At 54.5% G+C, this 19,359-nt stretch carries 19 protein-coding genes; 2 read left to right on the top strand and 17 right to left on the bottom strand.

What is annotated here, in order from left to right; all coding sequences use genetic code 11:
- Positions 1–40: 40 nt before the first annotated feature.
- Both trpS and NI21_RS0101905 read right to left on the bottom strand, forming a co-directional pair.
- Positions 41–1,045, bottom strand: a complete 1,005-nt coding sequence (trpS, locus tag NI21_RS0101910) for a tryptophan--tRNA ligase (RefSeq protein ID WP_033124549.1) — start codon at positions 1,043–1,045, stop codon at positions 41–43.
- A 40-nt stretch (positions 1,046–1,085) separates the two neighbouring features.
- A complete protein-coding gene (locus tag NI21_RS0101905; RefSeq protein ID WP_033124548.1) occupies positions 1,086–1,721 on the bottom strand; it encodes a histidine phosphatase family protein in 636 nt (211 codons plus the stop codon).
- A 456-nt stretch (positions 1,722–2,177) separates the two neighbouring features.
- Here NI21_RS0101905 and NI21_RS0101900 point away from each other — a divergent pair, with 456 nt between their 5' ends.
- Positions 2,178–2,657, top strand: coding sequence for an S-ribosylhomocysteine lyase (locus NI21_RS0101900; protein WP_033124547.1), 480 nt, complete (start codon positions 2,178–2,180; stop codon positions 2,655–2,657).
- A 91-nt stretch (positions 2,658–2,748) separates the two neighbouring features.
- Here NI21_RS0101900 and NI21_RS0101895 read toward each other — a convergent pair whose 3' ends face one another.
- From NI21_RS0101895 to NI21_RS0101880, 4 genes are all read right to left on the bottom strand, one after another.
- Positions 2,749–3,372: a DUF5662 family protein gene (locus NI21_RS0101895; RefSeq protein WP_242842796.1), complete on the bottom strand. Its 624-nt coding sequence runs from the start codon at positions 3,370–3,372 to the stop codon at positions 2,749–2,751.
- Between the two features lie 72 nt (positions 3,373–3,444).
- A complete protein-coding gene (locus tag NI21_RS0101890) occupies positions 3,445–4,134 on the bottom strand; it encodes a TraX family protein (protein ID WP_081957935.1) in 690 nt (229 codons plus the stop codon).
- Positions 4,135–4,137: 3 nt separating this feature from the next.
- Positions 4,138–5,841 carry an alpha-amylase family glycosyl hydrolase gene (locus NI21_RS0101885; RefSeq protein ID WP_033124546.1) on the bottom strand — a complete coding sequence of 568 codons (1,704 nt, stop codon included), beginning with the start codon at positions 5,839–5,841 and terminating at the stop codon, positions 4,138–4,140.
- Between the two features lie 21 nt (positions 5,842–5,862).
- Positions 5,863–6,882, bottom strand: a complete 1,020-nt coding sequence (locus tag NI21_RS0101880; RefSeq protein WP_033124545.1) for a sugar ABC transporter substrate-binding protein — start codon at positions 6,880–6,882, stop codon at positions 5,863–5,865.
- Between the two features lie 192 nt (positions 6,883–7,074).
- Here NI21_RS0101880 and NI21_RS0101875 point away from each other — a divergent pair, with 192 nt between their 5' ends.
- Entirely contained in the window at positions 7,075–7,374 is a 300-nt protein-coding gene (locus tag NI21_RS0101875; RefSeq protein ID WP_226394164.1) for a DUF1292 domain-containing protein, read from the top strand.
- On the opposite strand, the gene NI21_RS0101870 is transcribed toward NI21_RS0101875, so the two are convergent.
- The 11 genes from NI21_RS0101870 to grdB all read right to left on the bottom strand — a co-directional run bounded on the left by NI21_RS0101870 (position 7,371) and on the right by grdB (position 19,358).
- Positions 7,371–9,233 (bottom strand): ATP-dependent helicase, encoded by a 1,863-nt coding sequence (locus tag NI21_RS0101870; protein WP_033124543.1) that lies wholly within the window; start codon positions 9,231–9,233, stop codon positions 7,371–7,373. The genes NI21_RS0101875 and NI21_RS0101870 overlap by 4 nt on opposite strands.
- Before the next feature lie 3 nt (positions 9,234–9,236).
- Complete coding sequence (gene gltX / locus NI21_RS0101865; protein ID WP_033124542.1) at positions 9,237–10,697, bottom strand: glutamate--tRNA ligase; 1,461 nt, start codon at positions 10,695–10,697, stop codon at positions 9,237–9,239.
- The gene (locus NI21_RS0101860; protein ID WP_033124541.1) at positions 10,690–11,445 is read right to left on the bottom strand and encodes a Sir2 family NAD-dependent protein deacetylase; all 756 of its coding nucleotides are present in this window, start codon (positions 11,443–11,445) and stop codon (positions 10,690–10,692) included. Before NI21_RS0101860 ends, gltX begins: the two co-directional genes overlap by 8 nt.
- Positions 11,446–11,532: 87 nt before the next feature.
- A complete protein-coding gene (locus tag NI21_RS0101855; protein WP_242842795.1) occupies positions 11,533–12,018 on the bottom strand; it encodes a threonine/serine exporter family protein in 486 nt (161 codons plus the stop codon).
- Positions 12,015–13,247 (bottom strand): GNAT family N-acetyltransferase, encoded by a 1,233-nt coding sequence (locus NI21_RS0101850; protein WP_033124540.1) that lies wholly within the window; start codon positions 13,245–13,247, stop codon positions 12,015–12,017. Before NI21_RS0101850 ends, NI21_RS0101855 begins: the two co-directional genes overlap by 4 nt.
- Before the next feature lie 165 nt (positions 13,248–13,412).
- Entirely contained in the window at positions 13,413–14,564 is a 1,152-nt protein-coding gene (gene grdD, locus NI21_RS0101845; protein WP_033124539.1) for a glycine/sarcosine/betaine reductase complex component C subunit alpha, read from the bottom strand.
- A gap of 13 nt (positions 14,565–14,577) precedes the next feature.
- Entirely contained in the window at positions 14,578–16,116 is a 1,539-nt protein-coding gene (gene grdC / locus NI21_RS0101840; RefSeq protein WP_033124538.1) for a glycine/sarcosine/betaine reductase complex component C subunit beta, read from the bottom strand.
- Between the two features lie 68 nt (positions 16,117–16,184).
- Complete coding sequence (gene grdA / locus NI21_RS0101835; protein ID WP_081957934.1) at positions 16,185–16,655, bottom strand: glycine/sarcosine/betaine reductase complex selenoprotein A; 471 nt, start codon at positions 16,653–16,655, stop codon at positions 16,185–16,187.
- Between the two features lie 54 nt (positions 16,656–16,709).
- Positions 16,710–17,027 carry a co-chaperone YbbN gene (locus NI21_RS0101825; protein ID WP_033124535.1) on the bottom strand — a complete coding sequence of 106 codons (318 nt, stop codon included), beginning with the start codon at positions 17,025–17,027 and terminating at the stop codon, positions 16,710–16,712.
- A gap of 43 nt (positions 17,028–17,070) precedes the next feature.
- The gene (gene trxB, locus NI21_RS0101820; protein ID WP_033124534.1) at positions 17,071–18,015 is read right to left on the bottom strand and encodes a thioredoxin-disulfide reductase; all 945 of its coding nucleotides are present in this window, start codon (positions 18,013–18,015) and stop codon (positions 17,071–17,073) included.
- A gap of 32 nt (positions 18,016–18,047) precedes the next feature.
- Positions 18,048–19,358 carry a glycine reductase complex selenoprotein B gene (gene grdB / locus NI21_RS0101810; RefSeq protein WP_081957933.1) on the bottom strand — a complete coding sequence of 437 codons (1,311 nt, stop codon included), beginning with the start codon at positions 19,356–19,358 and terminating at the stop codon, positions 18,048–18,050.
- Position 19,359: the final 1 nt, after the last annotated feature.

Below are 19,359 nucleotides of genomic sequence, written 5' to 3'. Positions count from 1 at the left end.
GCCTCCGTATCCTTGTTCTTCTGTGAAGTGCGGGTACGGTCTAGCGGATCCGCTCCGGAAATCCCACTTTCTTCTGCACCTTGCGCAGCGTCTTATTGGCGTAGTAGCCGGCCTTCTCCGCATTTTCCTTGATAATACCGTCAATGTATGCCTTGTCCTTTGTGAGTCTTGCGGCCTCCTCCTGGAGAGGCTTCAGAACAGAGACAACAGACTCGCCCACAGCCATCTTGAAATCGCCGTAGCCCTTTCCGTCAAATTCCTTCACTACCTCCTCCGGCGTCTTTCCGGTGCAGGCGCTGTAGATGTTGATCAGGTTCTTGACGCCCGGCTGCTCATCCCTGTAGAGGATCTGAGCCTCGGAGTCCGTCACGGCCCGCTTGCATTTGCGCATGATCGTGTCCGGATCATCCATCAGGTAAATGCTGGCGTTGGGGTTCTCATCCGACTTGGACATCTTCTTTGCAGGATCCTGAAGGCTCATGATCTTGGCCCCCACTTTTCCAATATAGGCCTCCGGAATGGTGAATACGTCCCCGTAAATATTGTTAAATCTCTCCGCGATATCTCTCGTCAGCTCAAGATGCTGCTTCTGATCTACTCCCACAGGCACAACGTCTGCCTGATAGAGCAGGATGTCCGCCGCCATCAGCACCGGGTAAGTGAAAAGCCCGGCGTTGATATTGTCCGCATGCTTGGCCGCCTTGTCCTTGAACTGGGTCATCCGGTTCAGCTCGCCCATGTAGGTAAAGCAGTTCAGGATCCAGGCCAGCTCCGCGTGTCCGGACACATGAGACTGGTAGTAGATACAGTTCTTCTTCGGATCCAGACCGGCCGCGATGTAGAGGATGAGGAGCGCTCTGGCTCTCTTCCTCAGAGTCGCCGGGTCCTGGCGCACAGTGATAGAGTGCATGTCCACCACGCTGTAGAAGCACTCGTACTCGTCACTCAGTGTGACCCAGTTCTTCAGTGCTCCCAGATAGTTTCCAAGGGTCAGGTTTCCTGTCGCCTGCATCCCGCTGAATAATACTTTCTTGTCATTGATCATGTCTGTATCCTCCAATGTATTTTTCAATTTCTATGATCGGCTATTTCGCCCAGGGCTCTACCTTGTCTTTGTAGTACACCACATTTTCGGACAAAATATGAAATTCACTATTCTCCCAGACCACCTCTGTGACCGCACAGTTTTTGTGCACCCCTGTGCCCCAGTACCGGGAGAGGGGATCCTTTCTGATGTAGCAGAGCAGTCCCGCCAGGGCCGCGCCGTGGGTGGCGACCAGGATCTGCTTGTCCGCGTACTGGGGATTTCGCGCCAGATCCTCCAGGAACTCCCCCGTCCTGTCTCTGACCTGTCCGAAATCCTCTCCGCCCGCCGGGGCCCTGTACTTATCCGGCCCGTCAAAAAAGCGGTGGAATTCCTCCGGCAGCTCCCATCCATCGCTGGAGCAGCACTTCCCCTCATACTCCCCAAAGGACATCTCCTCGATCCGGGGCTCCTCTATAATCGGGACGTCTCTTCCCTCCAGGATGATCTGCGCCGTCTCCTTGGCCCTGGAAAGAGGGCTTGTAAAGCACAGGTCAAAGTGTATGTCTGCCAGGCCCTTGGCCGTCTCCCTGGCCAGGTGCCTTCCAAACTCATTGAGGGGAATATCCGACTGTCCCTGTATCTTTCTCGCTTTATTCCAGTCCGTCTCTCCGTGGCGGACAATGTATAGTTTCATCTGTCATGCCTCCTCAGCTTCGCTTCGCGCGGCCACTCCCTACGCCGTGCCGTACACTTCGGTGAGCTTCGCTCCCCTCAGTGTCACGGGCTTCGCCCTATGAAAAGAAAAAGCGGCAGCCTCGCCTGCAAGCAGCCGGCCTGCCGTTTTTTCTTTTCGCACGGCTCAGTACCTACCGACATATTATACCATGCCCGCACAGCGGCCATGGGCCTCCGGCGGATGCGCAGCGGATTTCTGCGGTTCCGCAGAAACCGCATTATGCGCAGGTATAATAATCACGATGTGATTATTATACCACACCTCTGCTGTTTTTCCATAGAAAATCGGTGAAAAAAGTGGTAGACTGAAGTGTAGGGCTGTTTTGGAGCGCTCTTCTGCCTGGCAATGGCATAAGAAGGCGCCTGCTGTATCCGGCCCTCAAGGACAAAACGATTTGGAAAGGATGATTTCGACATGGAAAAGATCACGAGTTTTACCATTGACCACATAAAGCTGGTTCCGGGCGTGTATGTGTCCAGAAAGGACATGGCGGGGAACTGCGTGGTAACCACCTTTGACCTGCGCATGACAAGCCCCAACGACGAGCCCGTCATGAACACGGCGGAGGTGCACACCATCGAACACCTGGGCGCCACCTTCCTGCGGAACGACCCGGACTACAAAGACAGGGTGCTGTACTTTGGCCCCATGGGCTGCCGCACCGGCTTCTACCTGCTGCTAGCCGGCGACTACGAGTCAAAGGACATCATCCCCCTCATGAAGAGCATGTTCGCCTTTATCGCAGGCTACGAGGGAGAAGTCCCCGGGGCATCCCCGAAGGACTGCGGCAATTATCTGGACATGAACCTTCCCATGGCCAAATACCTGGCGGGCAGGTATTTAAAAGAAGTGCTGGAAGGCATCACAGAGGAGAGGCTGGTCTACCCGGAGTAGGCCGCCTGTCCATTACTCCCATAAAAAACAGCGAAGAGAGGCCGAAAACAGCCTCTCTTTTTCTATTATACCACTGAGTATGTTACTCTTTCTACCAGTTCCAGCTCTTCTCCCCTTTGTGGGAATTCTCCCTTTTCCCGCTGTCCTGCCCCGGCTTCCACTTCCTGTTGTAGGGAAAGTCCTTTTTCAGCACCACATTCCTGATGTAAGCGTAGGTCTTCTCCTCCCCATCCCGGGCCAGCCGCTTCAGAAGATCGTGGAGAAGCTCCGCTGTCTCAGAGTGGATCATCTTCCCCAGCATAGCTGCCCCCTGCTCGTAGTACTGCAGCGGGTGCCAGTCCTCGTATTTATCCCTCTGGTAGGTCTTGGAGGCCGAGATCCGATCCACGAACATCTCCGCCACATACCGGGCCGGCATCTTCATACCGATGATCCCATCCTCTTTTTTCATTCCGTAATCGATCCAGTATTCATAGTGATGCTTGTTCCGCCCCTTGTGGTGTAGCCAGGCGGAGGAGTATCCCTTTGCCTCCCTCTCCGCGTTGTTGGGGCTCCTCGTTCCCTGGTAATACCTGCATCCCACCAGGAACTCAGTGGGCGAGTACTTGGACATGTCGTGGAGCAGTCCCTGCCTGTACAGCCCCAGCTTAAAGCATCCCTTCATGACAAGGATCTTGTGGTGAGTGATCGTGCGAAAATGTCTCCATGCCTTCATCTTTGTCATACTTCCTTCTCAAAATACTTCCGTCTTCACAATACTTCCGTCTTCACAATACTTCCGCCCCTGTCACCGCACATACCTGATCAGGCAGAGCAGGAGCAGGTGGGCCGGGTAAAATATATAGAAAAAATATTTCATGCCACGGCCCTTTTTCCCGTTGTAGAGAGCAATGGGGATCACAGCCAGCGCCCCGAAGCGCTGCACCGCCGACTGCCACAGGAAATTCCAGGCGCCGGCCAGGGCCAGGCCGGCCCAGGGCCTCGCCCTCCCTATATAGAAGATCAGCACAAGTAGGACGCCCCGAAAGCCGTAGTCCGCTCTGAGAGCCTCCGCAAACCACATAGCGATAAAGATCTCCAGGATGCGCTCCGGCCACTCTCTGCTGCGCTCCAGCACCGCCATCAGAGCCACGCTGATAAAGAGGGTAAAAAACACATTCTGCCTCTGGGGATACCAGACTGTCTGGAAAAAGGCCAGATCAAAGGGGATTTCCGACAAAAGTGCGAAGATCCCCAGTCTTGCAAGATATCTGTATCTATCCCTTGTATGGAAAAATCCCTCCGCCAAAAGAAAGGCAAATATGGGAAAGGCCAGCCTTCCGATGCGGATCAGATTTTCCTCCCCGGGAAAAAGTATCCTCCCCGTATGATCCGCCGCCATGCAGAGGATGGCAACACACTTCAGAGAAAAGGAGTCAAACACAGAGGCTCTCTGAAGCAGCGCCCGGAGAAGCTCCTTGATCTTTGTCCTCTCCATCTCCTACCGCCCTGTGAAGACGGCGATGGTCCTGTCTTTGAGAAGCGCCTCCCTCTGGTTTTCCAGCGGCTCCTCCTCCGCCAGGATGCCCTCCTTTGTGTCCGCGACCAGATACCACTTCTTCCCTTTTGGGAGGGCCGGAAGGGCAAACTCATGCTCCAGCCAGTGCATATTGTAGGCCACAAAGCAGTCCTCATCTCCGGCCATCTTGCCGCAGTAATAGACTCCCAGCTGGCGACTGGACACCTCCGACGGGGTCTGCCATGCGTAGGCGCCGTGGTAGGAAACATCGGGCACGCCGCAGCTGATCTGATCCATGCCCAGCAGCTCCTTCTCCTGGGAGAGCACCGGGTGGGCTTTGCGCAGGGCGATCAGCTCCTTCACAAAGGAGAAGAGCTTTTTCTCACGCTCCAGGCGGCTCCAGTCCAGCCAGCCTGTGGGATTGTCCTGACAGTAGGCGTTGTTGTTCCCCTTCTGGGTGTTGGCGAACTCATCGCCGGCCAGAATGCAGGGAGTTCCCTGAGCCAGCAGCACGAGGAAGAAGGCGTTCCTTCTCTGCCCCTCCCGGAGGGCCATGACCGCCTTTTTCCTGCTTGGGCCCTCCGCCCCGCAGTTCCAGCTGTAATTGTAGTCCGGTCCATCCTGGTTGTTCTCACCGTTGGCCTCATTGTGCTTGGCGTCGTAGGAGACAAGGTCGTTCAGGGTAAACCCGTTCTGGTTGGCGATATAATTGTAGAACCCTTCCGCGCCTGCCTGACGGCGAAGCCAGTAGATCACATCGCCCACCATCCCCTCGTCCCCCTTCAGGAAACGGCGCATCACATTCTGAAATCCGGTCTGGTGCTTTAAGAGCTTCAGGCCCCGCAGCATGGGGTCGCTGTACACTCCTTCCACAGGAGTCACGTCAGGATTGAGGATGAAACCGTCCACGTGGTACTCCAGCATATAGTGGCGCAGACAGGCTTCCATAAGGATCCTGGGCGTGTTCCCCTCAAATGGCATCTCCAGGATCACCTCGATTCCCGCCTTATGGCAGGTCTTGACCATGTCCTTCAGCTCAGTCACCGGGTCCCCCGCCGCGTAGGCCGCCTTGGGCGCAAAATAGCAGCCAGGGCCATAGCCCCAGTAGTTTACGTACTTGGGGGAGGGCATAAACTCGTACACCGGCATGCAGTGGATCTGGTTGATCCCCAGCTCCAGCATGTAGGGGATCTTCTCCACAACGCCGGCAAAGGTGCCCTTGTGCTTTACGCGGGAAGACGCGTGTTTTGTAAACCCTCTCACATGGAGACTGTAGGCCACCACTCTGTGCATGGGTATGCAGGGCCGCTTATCCCCCTCCCAGTCGTAGTCGTCCACATAGAGGACGCCCCGGACCGGTCGCCTCGTCTGAGCGGTGTCATCCAGCGTCTCGTGAAACTTCTCTGTCCCGGAAAGCTTCCTGGCATAGGGATCCACGATCATCTCCTCTCCGATCCGGTAGCAGTACTCGTACTCCTGCGCCGGGAAATCCTCCAGAGCCAGAAAACGCACGGCCCCCGTCTCCTCCCTTCGGGGCATGTCAAAGCACAGTGCAGGCTCTTTTTCTCCCTTTTTGTAGAGCAGGAGCTCACACGTCTTCTCCGGCGGCGCCTCCACCGCGAAATTAACCTTGTTCTCTCGTACCTCCGCCCCAAGCGGCAAAGGTTTCCCCTCTTTTTTTGTCATTGTCCATCCTTCCTGCTGCCTCTACTGCCAGCCGTCTGCTCCATACATTTCCACGTTGTCCTTTGTGATCATGTCAATGATCTCCACATAGTTTTCCTTCTCATAGTCCTCACCGTTCAGGATCGCCAGAGCCACCTCCACAGCTGTCTTTCCCATATTGATGGGGGACTGGGCGGCCGTGCCGGCAATCTGTGTGTCGGATTTCAAAAGCTCCTTTTTAATATCCGGGGAACCGTCCACGCCGTAGATGATCACATTGTCCAGCCCCAGCAGATTGACTGCGGTCTGGGCTCCAACGGCGATCTGATCGTTGCCGCACATGATGGCGGTCACATCCGGGTGCTCCTCCAGGGCAGACTGCGCCACCTCGAGGGATTTCTCAAATTTCCCGTCCGTGTTCTCCCGGGCCACAACCTCAAAGCCCGGATCCGCATTGGAGATAACCTCCTCAAAGCCGGTGATCCTGTCATTGATGGAGTTCTGGGTGGGGCATTCCAGGATCAGCACCTTCCCGCCCTCCGGGCAGCGCTCCAGCAGGGCCTGTCCGCAGATCCGGCCTGCCTCCACATTGTCTGACCCCACGTAGGCGTCCACATAATCCATCTCCTTCACCTGGGTGTCCACATTGATGATCTTCACCCCGGCCTCCTTAAGAGCCTGCAGGGAGGGTGTGATGCTCTCCCAGTTCACAGGGCTTAAGAAAATGGCGTCTATTCCGTCATCGATCATCTGCTGGATCTGGGACGCCTGGGTGTCCGCGTCGGTTCCCGGATCCATGGTGATCAGCTCATCTCCTCTCTCTGTCAGGGCCTCCCGGATGGAATTCTCCAGAGTGATAAAATAAGGATTTTCCATGTCAATGGCGCTGAAGCCAAATGTATATCCTTCCTCCTCAGCCTGTCCGTCCTCTTCCTCCCCGTCTTCGTCTTCCTCCTGCACCGGGTTGTCCTCCGGACTTCCCACATTCTTCTTGCAGCCTGCCGCCGACAGGACACAGACAAGGATCATGGCAAGGACAGCCATGAACTTTCGGTTTTTCATATATGCTCCTCCTTAATGTCATCGCTTTGATTTCATACTTAGTTAGTATTTTACAACATTTTACACCGTTTGACCAGTCCCGTATCGCACGGATATGTCTCGTGATATGTCTTGCTTTTGCAGCCGCTCTCTGGTAGAGTAAAGACAGAGGAACTCTCTGAAAACAGGAAAAAGCAAAAGGAGAAAATGATCATGAGAGAACAGCAGAATGAAGAGATCACGGTAACACTGACACTGGACAACGACGAAGTGCTTGAGTGTGCCGTCCTCACCATCTACGAGGCAGGCGGACGTCAGTACATCGCTCTCCTTCCGCTGGATGAAAACGGGGAAGAAGAGGGGGATGTGTACATCTACCGCTACATTGAGACAGACCCGGAAAATCCGGATTTGGAGAACATCGAGGACGATGAGGAGTACGAAATCGCAGCCGACGCCTTTGACGAGTGGCTGGACGAGCAGGAATTCGAGGAAGATCTGGACGCCTTCTAGGCGTCCTTCTTCTTTTTTCGGCGAAGCAGAAGCTCCTCCACGAACCGGGAAGAATCCGCGTCCTTTCCGTTTTTTGTCTTCACGTAGGTGATGACCAGCTTCTCCCTGGCCCTTGTCATGGCCACGTAGAACATCCGCCTCTCCTCCTCAAGCTCCTCCTCAAGCTTTGCCTTCCGGTAGGGAGTCACGCCCTCGTTGGCGCCCAGGATAAAAACCGTGTCAAACTCCAGCCCTTTGGCGCTGTGCATGGTCATGAGGGAAATGCCCTCGCGGCGCTCATCGCTCCTTTGCCTCTGCTGCTCCCGCAGATTTCTCCCGTATTCGTCGGTATAGCGGAACCACTCCTCCATTGTCTGGAAATCCTTTGTGCTTTCCTGGATCTGCTCCAATATCTCGAAGAGCTCCTCCTCCCCTGTGCGCCGGGCCTTCGCCCACTCCCGGAGGTAGTCGTCGTACCCGATCCTCTTGCGGATGTACTGGACAGCCGCATAGGGAGTCTTTCGCTCCATCATCCGGATATCCCACTCAAACTGGTCGATGCGGTCCTGCATCCAGTCCTTATCACAGTAGAACTTCCGCAGGTCCTCAAAGGAGACGTCTCCCCTCTCCATGCTCTCCCGGCTGATATAGCGCTTGGGGCAGTTGGCGATATCCAGGAAATATTTCCTGTCCCGCTTCCCGCAGGCCAGCTCCATGTAGCTGCGGATATTTCTCCCGATGAAGTGCTCGAACACATTGCGCACATAGTCCCGCATGGAAAAGGGCAGCCGCCGCTCCATCAGCTGTCCCGCCAGGATGCCGGCGTCCATGTTGGTCCGGAAGAGAACAGCCATGTCTTTTATGGCCACTCCCTCCTCCATCCTCTTCTGTATGGCAAAGATAATGTACCTTGCCTCCTCCGTGGGATCCCTCACCTCCTGGACATGGACCGGCGCCCCCTTCTCCTTGACTGTGCACAGCTTCTTTGGATACCGCTTTTTGTTGTGCTCAATGACCCGGACCGCCCCCTTCAGGATGTAGGAGGTACACCGGTAGTTCACATCCAGAAGGATTTTCCTTGTCCCCGGATAATCCTTTGGAAAGCCCAGCATGATCCCCGGCCTGGCGCCCCGGAACTGATAGATGGACTGGTCGTCGTCCCCCACCACAAAGAGATTGTTCTCCGGCAGAGCCAGCATCCGGAGCACCTCGTACTGAACCCGGTTCACATCCTGGAACTCATCCACCAGGATGTAGCGGAATTTCTTCTGCCACCGCTCCAGTATGTCCGGCCTTGTCTTAAAAAGCTTCCAGCACAGGAGCAGCATGTCGTCAAAGTCGATCTTTTTCATCTGCTTCTTCTTCGCCTCGTAAAGCCTGCATATGTCCTGGAAATGCCGTGGGCTGACCTGAGACTCGTAGTCCGCAAGCCTGATCCCGCTGTTCTTCACCTTCCCCATCTCGGAGAGAAGCCTCTCCATATAGTCCTTCTCGTCCTCTATCTCCATGTCCGGGCTCATCTGGGGCAGGGTCAGGATCTGCCGCAGCAGCTCCCGTTTCTCCTCCTCAGCCAGGATGTTGGCTGAGGTGAGTCCGTAGGCCCACTTCAGGATGCCATAATAGATCCCGTGAAAAGTGCCGAAGGTGACGGGCAGCCTCCTGCCGGCCATAAGGCCCTCGAACCGCTCCTTCATCTGCCGGGCCGCGTATCTGGTAAAAGTAATGACCAGAATTTCTTCTGGCCTTACTCTGCATTTCTCTATTAAATACTTAATCCTCGCCGCAATGGTGAGTGTCTTGCCGGAGCCGGGTCCCGCCAGGACCATACAGGGTCCCTCCCTGTGGCAGGCCGCCTCCTGCTGGGCCTTGTTAAGCTGCATTTTCTACCTCGCTTCCAGCTTTTCAATTCCTCTGCGGATACGGGCCAGAGACTCCTCTTTTCCCAGAACCTCCATGATCTCTGTGGCTCCTCCCGGAGTGCTCTGCTTGCCGGACACGGCTGTCCGCAGCGGCCACATCACATAGCCGATCTTGACGCCCTTCTCATCCACGTAGGACTTCAGCGTATTGTAGAGCGCGTCGTTGCTGTAATCCTCCTGTCTCTCAAGAAGCGGCAGCGTCTCCCGCAGCACTTCCAGAGATGTCTCCTCATTGGTCTTCATCTTCTTATGGCAGTACATGGAGGTGTCGTACTCCGGCAGCTCCTCAAAGAAATCAATGTGTTCCCTGATATCCGGGAAGATCTCGATCCTTGTCTTCACAAGAGCGGCAATCTTCTTAAGATCTATGTCTTTTGTGATGACCTCTTTGATGTAGGGCTCTGCCATCTCATAAAATCTGTCAAAATCCATAGCCTTCAGGTACTCGCTGTTCATCCATTTCAGCTTCTGAATGTCGAATACAGCCGGAGATTTGCTCATATGACGGTAGTCAAAGGCCTCCACCAGCTCCTCCAGGGAAAAGATCTCCTGTGTCCCCTCCGGGCACCAGCCAAGAAGAGCCACATAGTTGACGATGGCCTCTGACACAAAGCCCTGGTCCAGCAGATCCTCGTAAGAGGAGTGACCGCACCTTTTGCTCAGCTTCTTGTGATTCTCGTCCGTGATAAGAGGACAGTGCACGTACACCGGCACATCCCAGCCGAAAGCCTCGTAAATGCGGTTGTATTTGGGGGCGGAGGACAGGTACTCATTTCCCCGGACCACATGGGTGATCCCCATCAGGTGGTCGTCCACCACGTTGGCAAAGTTGTAGGTGGGATATCCGTCGGACTTGATCAGGATCATGTCGTCCAGCTCCTCGTTGGGTACGGTGATATCCCCGTAGATCTCATCGTGGAAAGTGGTAGTCCCCTCTGTCGGCATGTTGATTCGGATCACGTAGGGCTTCCCGGCCGCCAGATTTGCCTCGATCTCCTCTTTGCTCAGATGGAGGCAGTGCTTGTCATAGACCACGATCTCTGTTCCCGTCTCAGACACCTTGCTGCGCAGAGACTCCAGTCTCTCCTTGTCACAGAAGCAGTAGTAGGCGTCCCCCTGCTCGATGAGCTGTTTCGCGTACTTCAGATAGACGCCGGTCGCATTTCTCTCACTCTGGACATAAGGGCCCACGCCCCCGTCCTTGTCCGGTCCCTCGTCGTGGACAAGTCCTGTCTTCTCCAGTGTTCTGTATATGATCTCCAGCGCCCCTTCCATGAACCGCTCCTGATCTGTATCCTCAATGCGGAGGATGAAATCTCCTCCCTCATGTTTCGCGATCAGATACGCGTACAGCGCAGTTCTCAGATTGCCCACATGCATCCTGCCTGTGGGGCTTGGTGCAAATCTTGTTCTTACTTTACTCATTGTCTCTCTCCATTTCTATAATGATTTCCCCCAGTGCGTCATCCACCCGGCTCTGCCAGAAGATGTCCGCGTCCTTATTGGAGAAGTGGTCTTCTTCGTCTATGACGATCAGTTTATCCCCTTCATAGTAGCCGGTAAGCTGGCTGCACAGGAAGGATTTCAGGTTCGTCCCCAGAACGAGGAGCACATCCGCCTTCTGCATCTCGGTGGCGGCCCGGGTGATCACCTGGTTGTCCACCATCTCCCCGAAAAGGATGACATCCGGCCGCACCGCCTGCCCGCATGTCTCGCACAGGGGAATTCTGTCCGTGTTCCTTATGTATTCTACAGGATACTCTCTGCCGCAATGAGGACAGTAATTTCTGAAAATGCTGCCGTGCAGCTCAATGACATTGCTGCAGCCCGCCCTGCTTGGAAGGTGGAACAGCCTCCTTGTTATGATGGTCTGAAAGATGCCTGACTCCTCCAGCCTGGCCATTTCATAATACCCCTTTCCCGGCGGTATGTCCACCGCCTGGAGGAGTTCATTCCGATAAAAATCATAAAACTGCTGCTTCCGGGTAGAAAAAAAGGAGCTGGAAAAGATCTCCTCGGCGGAGTACCCATACTTTTCCTCAATGGCATAGGACTCTCCCCCGTCCCTGACGACCGGATAGCCGCTCTCCTCCAACATGGCCCGCCCGCTCAGCACGACCGTGTATCTGCTCTCTTTGAGCATCTCGTAAATGGTTCCCGCAATACCCGACATAGTCTCCGCCTCCTTCTCACCTTCTGTGATCCACGACCCAAAAGGATCTTGTTATTTTTTTATTGTACCACATGCAATTTATGACAATCAAGCCTCTTTAGATGCCTTGTGCAGATTCCACCGCTTTTTCCAGTACCGGGGCTGGAAAAACTCTCTCGGGATGGAGACGATAAATACGATGCCGAGCACGATGGCAAAGGCAACCTTCACCGCGCCGATCCCTCTCTGGGCCGCCTCCCCAAGCTGACCTGTCACCAGGTAGTAGGCCGTGTAATACACGCCCGCCCCGGGCACGAGGGGGAAAATACCCGAGATCATGAAGATCGTGATAGGGCATTTCAGCCGCACAGTCAGCATCCGCGAGATGAGCACCACTACCAGCGCCCCGAAGAAGGAGGACACCGCCGCCGAGGCGTGTTCCACGGCCAGGCAGTAGACGATCCAGCCCATGGCTCCCGTCGTCCCGCAGCTGATATAGAAGCGCTTCGGCACATTGAACATGACGGCGAACCCTATGGTCCCGAAAAAGGCGCAGAAAAAATTCAGCAGTATATCCTGAACAGCACTCATCATATACCCACTCCTCCCATGATGTTCGTGTAGGCTCCCAGCGTAAAGCCGACGCCGATAGCAATATAGACAAAGACCAGGAGCGCGTCTATCATACGCACAGTCCCGGACAGGAAGTCGCTGTCCGCAATGTCCCGGATGGCATTGGTAAAAGCCATTCCCGGCACCAGGGGCATGATGCCGCTGATGATCATGCCGTCTAGGTGAAGGACAGACGGGAAGAAATGCCGGAACAGGAGGGCCAGGAAGGTGATGAGCACGCCTCCCACGATGTTGACGATGATCTTGGATATACGGAGCCTTTTGGAGGCCAGGACCCACACATACAGGAAGCAGCCTATGAGAAAGGCAGCCAGGCTGTCCATCACGCCCGCCCCCAGAAGGAACCCGAAGCATCCGCTTCCCATGCCTGCCGCAAGGATCTGCAGATAGCCCTTCGTGGGCGGGATCTCTTCAATCTCCTTCAGGCGCTCAAAGGCCTCATCTATCCCCACAAGGCCGGCGGAGATCTCCCGAGAGAGAGCATTCACCTCCGCCACGATCCCAAGGTGGGAGGAGGACAAAGGGATATGCTTTACCCGGGTGTAGGTGTCCCCGTCGCCGATCTTGATGCTGACAATAATGGCATGACTGAGTGTAAACGTGTCCACATCATCCACGTGAAAGCGCCCGCATATGTATTTGATCGTCTCCTCCACACGGAAAATCTCACCGCCGTTTTTCAAAAGGATGCGCCCCGCCTCCAGGGCCAGATCCAGCACCTTCTTGGGATCTGCCTCTGTCTTCAGGTCCTTTTTCAGGTAGATCATGTCCGTCAGCAGCACCCCCTCATCCCAGATGGGCTCCCTGTAATTGGCTGTAAAAAATCCGGGCACAATGTGGGAGTGGACAAAGCCGCAGTGCTGGTAAAAGCGGATTGTCTTCTCCGTGTTCCCGGTCCCCACATACATGGTGTCGCACTGATAGCTGTATTTCTCGCACACATAGTGGACAAGGGCCGTGCCATACCCCCTGCCCTGAGCCTCCTCCCTGGTGGCCAGGTTCTTCAGCTCACATTTTCTTTTCCCAATCTGACAGACAACACAGACAGACTGCACCTGCCCCTGGTCATCGTATAACGCAAACATATCCCCGGAGTCCAGATACTTCTCTATCATGTCCTCCTGGGGATCTGCCAGCATCAGTAAGTCGAGAAATGCAGTCTTCTGCAGTGTAACCTGTTGAATTTCCATGCTTTTCGTCCCTCTATCTGATCTTTCCATTTACAAGTTCAGCCTATTATAACACCATCCTTTCAAAAATGACAGAGGGATTTTGGACTGTTCTTACACAAAAACAATAGCAAAAGAGGAGGCGGCGTCCCGGCATACCAGACGCTGCCTCCTCTCTTTATACTTTTAGTTGATATATCCGGCCTTCTTCAGCTCCTCCTGAGCTCTGCCCAGGTTGGCATCGGACACCAGGATGATAGGCCCTGTACAGCCCATGCCGCTCTCCGCATAAATCCCCAGCTTCCAGAGAGCCCGCACGCCGTCCTCCAGATCCATGATCTCGATCCCTGCGATCTGTGATGTCACCGGTTCCTTGGCCGGCGCCTTCACTTCCTCCTGCTCCGCAGGCTTTGCAGACGCTTTTCTCGCTGCCAGTATCTCTTTCAGGCCCGCTTTTTCTGCTGCCGCAAACTCTTCCTTCGCAATGTCAAAGACTTTTCCTCTCAAAAGATCAGCCGCATAATTCAACGCACCCTTGATGAGGGGCGCCCCGGAAGCCCTGGAAATGATCAGCACCAGCTGCTCATAATTTTCCCCAATACCAGGGCCATATCCAAATCCGGATGCCTCATAGCTTCCTCCTGTTGTGAAGGAGGAGAGCATCTTGATCAGGATATTTCCGGACAGCGAGTCACATACCATAATATCCGCAGATCCCTGGAGTACGTCATTTCCCCTCATGACGCACCCGCCGTCTGCCCTCGCCGACTCGGCAAATGTAATATCATATCCGTTCTCTTTCAGCTGTTTCAGGGCGATCTCCGTCTGGCGCGCCCCGTCCACATTCAGAATCCCGACTGTGGGATGCTTCTTTCCGCAGGCTTTTGCTGCAATGATGCCGTAAATAGCATTTTTGATCATCCCTTCAATGCGGTCCGCGCTGGAGGTGCCTGTAGTGGTGGCCACAAACATCTCCCTTCCCTTCGCGGGGGTGACGGCCCGGCCCACAGTGGAGACGCCGATAGGGAAAGGAAAATGCATGGTGACAGCCCCGTCCACTTCCTTGTTCTTCAGGAGCTCCTCCATCTTTTTGTGTCCTTCCTCCTCGTCAGCCACTTTGACAGTGGTCACGCCTTCCGCCTCAAGAGTGCCGATGTAGAAGACATCAATCCCCTCCTTTGCGGCGGCCACAGCTGCCTCCATAGCGTTCTCCTCACCGTGTTCGCTTCCCATACCGGTGAGAGCGATCTTGGGCTTTTTCCCGAACCGGCCGCTCTCCAGCCCCTCTGCCATTTCCATAAAGGTGGAGGCGATTATTTTTTCAATGTGATCAGCCATGTTCCACCCTCCTTTACTCTGCCAGAAGCGCTGCTGCAAATTCTTTCATAGCTTTTGCGATCAGCCCTTTTACTTCCTCTTCGGAGACGCCGCTCTCTTTCTTCTCCTGCTCTGCCGTGTTTCCGTGGATCACGAAAGACACGCCGTCAAAAAGATTGGTCATACGGCCAAGGAAGAGGCTTCCCTTTCCGATGATCATGGCATTCTTGATCTTTCCTTCCAGGATATCCTCCCTGGCAACGCCGATGTAAGGCACACCGGAGGGAATATGTCCCTGGGTGGGCGCCCAGCCGGTCAGTCCGTGCTTCTTTGTAAAGTCTGCCAGCTCCTTGCGGTCCAGCTCTCCTCTCTTCACAGCCAGAGCGCCGATCATCTTGTAGTTGGCAAGAGGCACATCTCCGGCTCCCGCCGGTTTGGTGATATCCGGGTTCTGCATCTCCGGTGAATACTTGTCGATATCCGGGATCTTCATGCCCGCTCTGTCCAGAGGATCCGCTACAAGACTGCCGATGACAGCCTGGGGAGCAGAACCTGTGCCCACTGTGTGGCGTCCCAGCATGCCAAGGTCGATCTCCGGGCTTACGCCGTCGTTCTCTGTGATGACAACGGCAAATCCGCCCAGGCAGTCCTCCAGGATGGGGAGGCCCTTCTTCACATGGTCCTTGCCGTTCATACCAAGCTTGGCCGTGCAGCCGCCGCTGGTCACGACAACAGTCTTGTATGCGCCGGATTTCACCAGAGCCGCCGCCTCAATGACAGCATGGGTAGGCGCCGCACAGAAGCCTCTGGCGTCAGAGCCTGTGGCGTTCACAAGTCCTGCCACCTCTGCTGCCGCCTTTGCGAAGTTGCCGCCGCCTCTCTGGTTCATATCGCCGCAGGCCTCCTCCGCACAGTCGATGACGTACTCCACGTCCTCCTTTTTGATGCCCGCGTTGCGGACCGCGTAGAGGAGCGCCAGCACGCTGGATGCCTTGCTCATCAGGTTCTCATGCATGACATGAGCGGACAGATTCTGGTCAATGTCGTGGGCGGCCTTCACACAGCCCACCAGTTTTCCATCGAAATACAGTCCTTCTGCATGCTCTTCATTTACAAACTGCTCGATCTCGGAAAGCTCCACGCCCTCGTGCACTCTTTCCAGGATTTCTTCTGTGATCACCGGATCTTTTGCCAGCGCTTCCTTATGGGCTGCGACAAATCCCTTCTCCAGTCTTACCACCTCGAACATGTCGCTGGCCTGCACAAGGAGGAGGAACTCTTCCTCAGGCATGATCTCGCCAAATTTTCCGTAGCGGTCCGCCCCTTCCATCTTCTTGTCGTACCAGGGGAATTCCACTTCCGCCAGCTCCTCCGGATGGACGTTGCCGATATAGGTCTGGTTTGGCCAGTAGGATACCGCCTCCTCATATGAGCGGAGTTTTTCCGGCACTTCCTTCAGATACTCCGACTCAGGATTGACGATGCGCTCTGTCGTCTGTGTTGTTCCGTTATACAAAACCATATCCGGTGTATGTACTAAAATATAGCTTGCCCCTTTGATCACACTGTTCATGGGTTTTTCCCCTTTCTTCTTTTTTTATCATAATAAGCAGAGCGGCGGGGTGACACCGCCCCGCCCTCCTAGAATTTACAATATTGCTCTCTGATAGCTGTCATCTCGGAAATGATATCATCTACATCGAGAACCATCTCCATCATGCTGATCTGCTCATCATAGACAGCCTCGTCAAATTCTTCCTTCATCTCCGGCTCGCATACGTGATAAACCTGAAGTCCAAGCTGGACTCCTGTCAATGGACCTGCGAAAGTAGGATCTCCTGCTGTAACAGTCTCAGCTGCAAGACCTGCAGCCTCGCCCTCTGCAGCTCCGAGAACTACAACAAGGTTCTCCGGGCCGTACTCGTCAGCAAACTCCTTTACTCTCTTCTGGTTTTCCAGATCCATTGCGCCTGCGCTCGTTCAGACGAAGCATTCCGTGGACGCGAATACCACTTCCCCGCCAGCCGTCTTTACACACTCGGCAATGGCAGGTCCCGGAATTCCGTCACGGTCTCCGATAACTATCACTTTTTTGTTTTCCAAAATAGCCATAATTATGCGTTCTCCTTTCTTATGTTGTTTTTTGCTGCTTTAAAATTTTTATGATTAAAGATATTTCTTAATCATCGCTTCAATGCTCTCCGGTGTGCAGTCGTCTTTTACAAGCTCCTCGACTTTCTCTCCATCCTTGTAGATGGCCATTACCGGAAGTCCCAGAACTTTCTGGGAAATGGCAAGGCGGCGCGCCTTTGTGGTGTTCAGGGATGTGAATTTGATCTTGTCCCCGTACGTGTCTGCAAACTCATGTACCTTCGGCATAAGAGCCTGGCAGGGCACACAGCCGTCTCCATAGAAATCAACGAATACATATCCGTCAGCTTTCAGCACTTCTTCTTCAAATGTGGTCTTATCTACATCAATCATTGTTCTCTGCTCTCCTTTTCTTTCCAGATGTTTTTCCTGGTCTCTAAAAATAATCGGACAGGCTTCTCTCCACCTGTACAGCGGCGATGGCTCCATCCGCAGCTGCCGTCACAACCTGACGGAGGCTCTTGATGCGGACATCTCCCACTGCGTAGACATTGGGAATATTTGTGTGCATGTCCTCATCGGTGCGGATATAGCCTCTCTCGTCCATATCCAGGATGCCCTCAAACAGCTTGGAGTTGGGAACGGTTCCGATAAAGCCGAACACGCCGAACATGCCGTCTTCCTCGTCCGCCTCCACAGTTCTCACTTCGCCGGTCTTGACATTCTTCACCTTCATCCACTGGAGGATGTCGTCTCCTCCTAACTCCTCCACAACGCTGTCCCAGAAGAACTCGATCTTCGGGTTCGCGAAGGCCTTCTCCTGGATGGATTTGGCTGCGCGCAGCTCGTCTCTTCTGTGGATGATGGTAACTTTTCTGGCGAATTTTGTCAGGTACATGGCCTCCTCCACTGCGGAGTCGCCTCCTCCTACGACAAACACTTCCAGATCCTCAAAGAAGTTGGCATCGCAGGTAGCGCAGTAGGATACGCCTTTTCCTCTGAACTCAGCCTCGCCCTTGCATCCGATGGGGCGTGCGTAAGCGCCGGTGGCAATGATCACATTTTTTGCCTGGTACTCATTTTTCGCACTCTTCAGGATCTTGATCTCGCCGCTGAAATCCACTGCATTGATGGTGTCGGCAACGCGCTCTGCGCCGAACTTCTCCACCTGCTGTGTCATTCTTGCGATCAGGGAAGGTCCTGACTCCCCTTCCACCATCTGGCCGGGATAGTTCTCAATGTCATCCGTGATGGCGATCTGTCCTCCGTCCTGGCCCTTCTCGATGACCAGTGTGGAAAGGCGGCTTCTTCCTGCGTACAGTCCTGCCGCCAGACCACCGGGGCCTGCGCCCAGGATGATCACGTCATAAACTTTGCTCATCGGTAACATCTCCTTTTCTTTTTGTTTTCATTTTAATCGAAAATGGTCTGGCCGTCCACCTCTGTTGTGAGAGCTGTCAGGGCTTTCTCCACGATATGGCGGCGGAGTTCTTTCTCCTCCTCGTGGCTTAAGGCCGGATTACCAAGGGGATGGGGGATCGCGATAGCCGGAACGATCCTGTTGGCTCCTACGGTCATGGAGATCGGTGTTACTGTACAGATGTGTACTACCGGAATGCCAGCCCTCTCAATTTCTTTCACCATCGTTGCACCGCAACGAGTACAGGTGCCTCATGTGGAGGTCAGGATAACTGCGTCCACGCCGTCCGCCTTCAGTTTCTGTGAAAACTCGTCCGCAAAAGCCTTGGCAGATGCAACGGCTGTACCGTTTCCTGTTGTTGTATAGAAGAGATGATGAAGCTCGCCGATCTTTCCTTCCTTCTCCATGTCTCTGAGCACGTCCACAGGAAGCACCCTGTCTGCGTCCTCATTGGCATAGACCGGATCGTATCCGCCGTGAGCCGTCTCGTATGTCTCGGCTGTCAGATCCATGACGCCTGCTATATCGTACTCACCGTAGTGGGAAGCACTGGAACTCTCAATGTGGTCCGGATTTCCCTTGGGAACAATACCGCCGGATGTGACAAGGGCGATCTTTGCGTGGGCCAGATCCTTCACTGCCGGATTGGGAGCCACCTTGTCAAAGCTGGGCATGGGATACTCTGTCTCGAAAGGCTTGTCCGCCAGCTTCTTAAGGAGCATGTTCACAGCGCGCTTTGAACCTCTCTCCTTCTCGAAGAAGTTTACCCTGACGCCGTTCGGCATATACCCTTCCTCGCAGGAAGCGCCGATCTTCTCACCTCTTGCCAGCTTCAGGGCCAGGGGAGCCATCTTGCCCACTGCCGCTCTCATGCCTGCTGCGCTGTTCTTTGTGGAGATCATGTAGACCTGATCCTTAAACATATCCGCGCCCGGGTTCTCCACGTACATTCCTGTCACTGCAGGGATGCCCAGCTCTTCCTGGACAGCTGCCGCGATGGTGCCGCAGGCCACGCCGTAGCGTCCTGCATTGAAAGCCGGTCCTGCGATGAATACGTCCGGAGCCTGCTCCTTTACCATGGCCAGGATGTCTGCCTTTGCCTTCTCCAGGTTCTCATTGAAATAGGAGTCACCGCACACTATCGTTGCAATGATCTCCGCCTCGTCCTTAAAGTTCATATTGAACGCAAGTCCGGGTCCTACGACCTCACCCACGCGGATCTCTGCCGGGTAGTCCGCTTTCTCCTCTCCGCCGATATTAGCGAAGAACTGATTGATATAATGTACAACTTTGATCTTACTCATT

Origin of the sequence: Eubacterium sp. ER2, from assembly GCF_000765215.1 — a bacterium.
GTDB classification, from domain to species: Bacteria; Bacillota; Clostridia; order Lachnospirales; family Lachnospiraceae; genus Claveliimonas; species Claveliimonas intestinigallinarum.
This window is presented reverse-complemented; position numbering and strand designations above follow the sequence as displayed.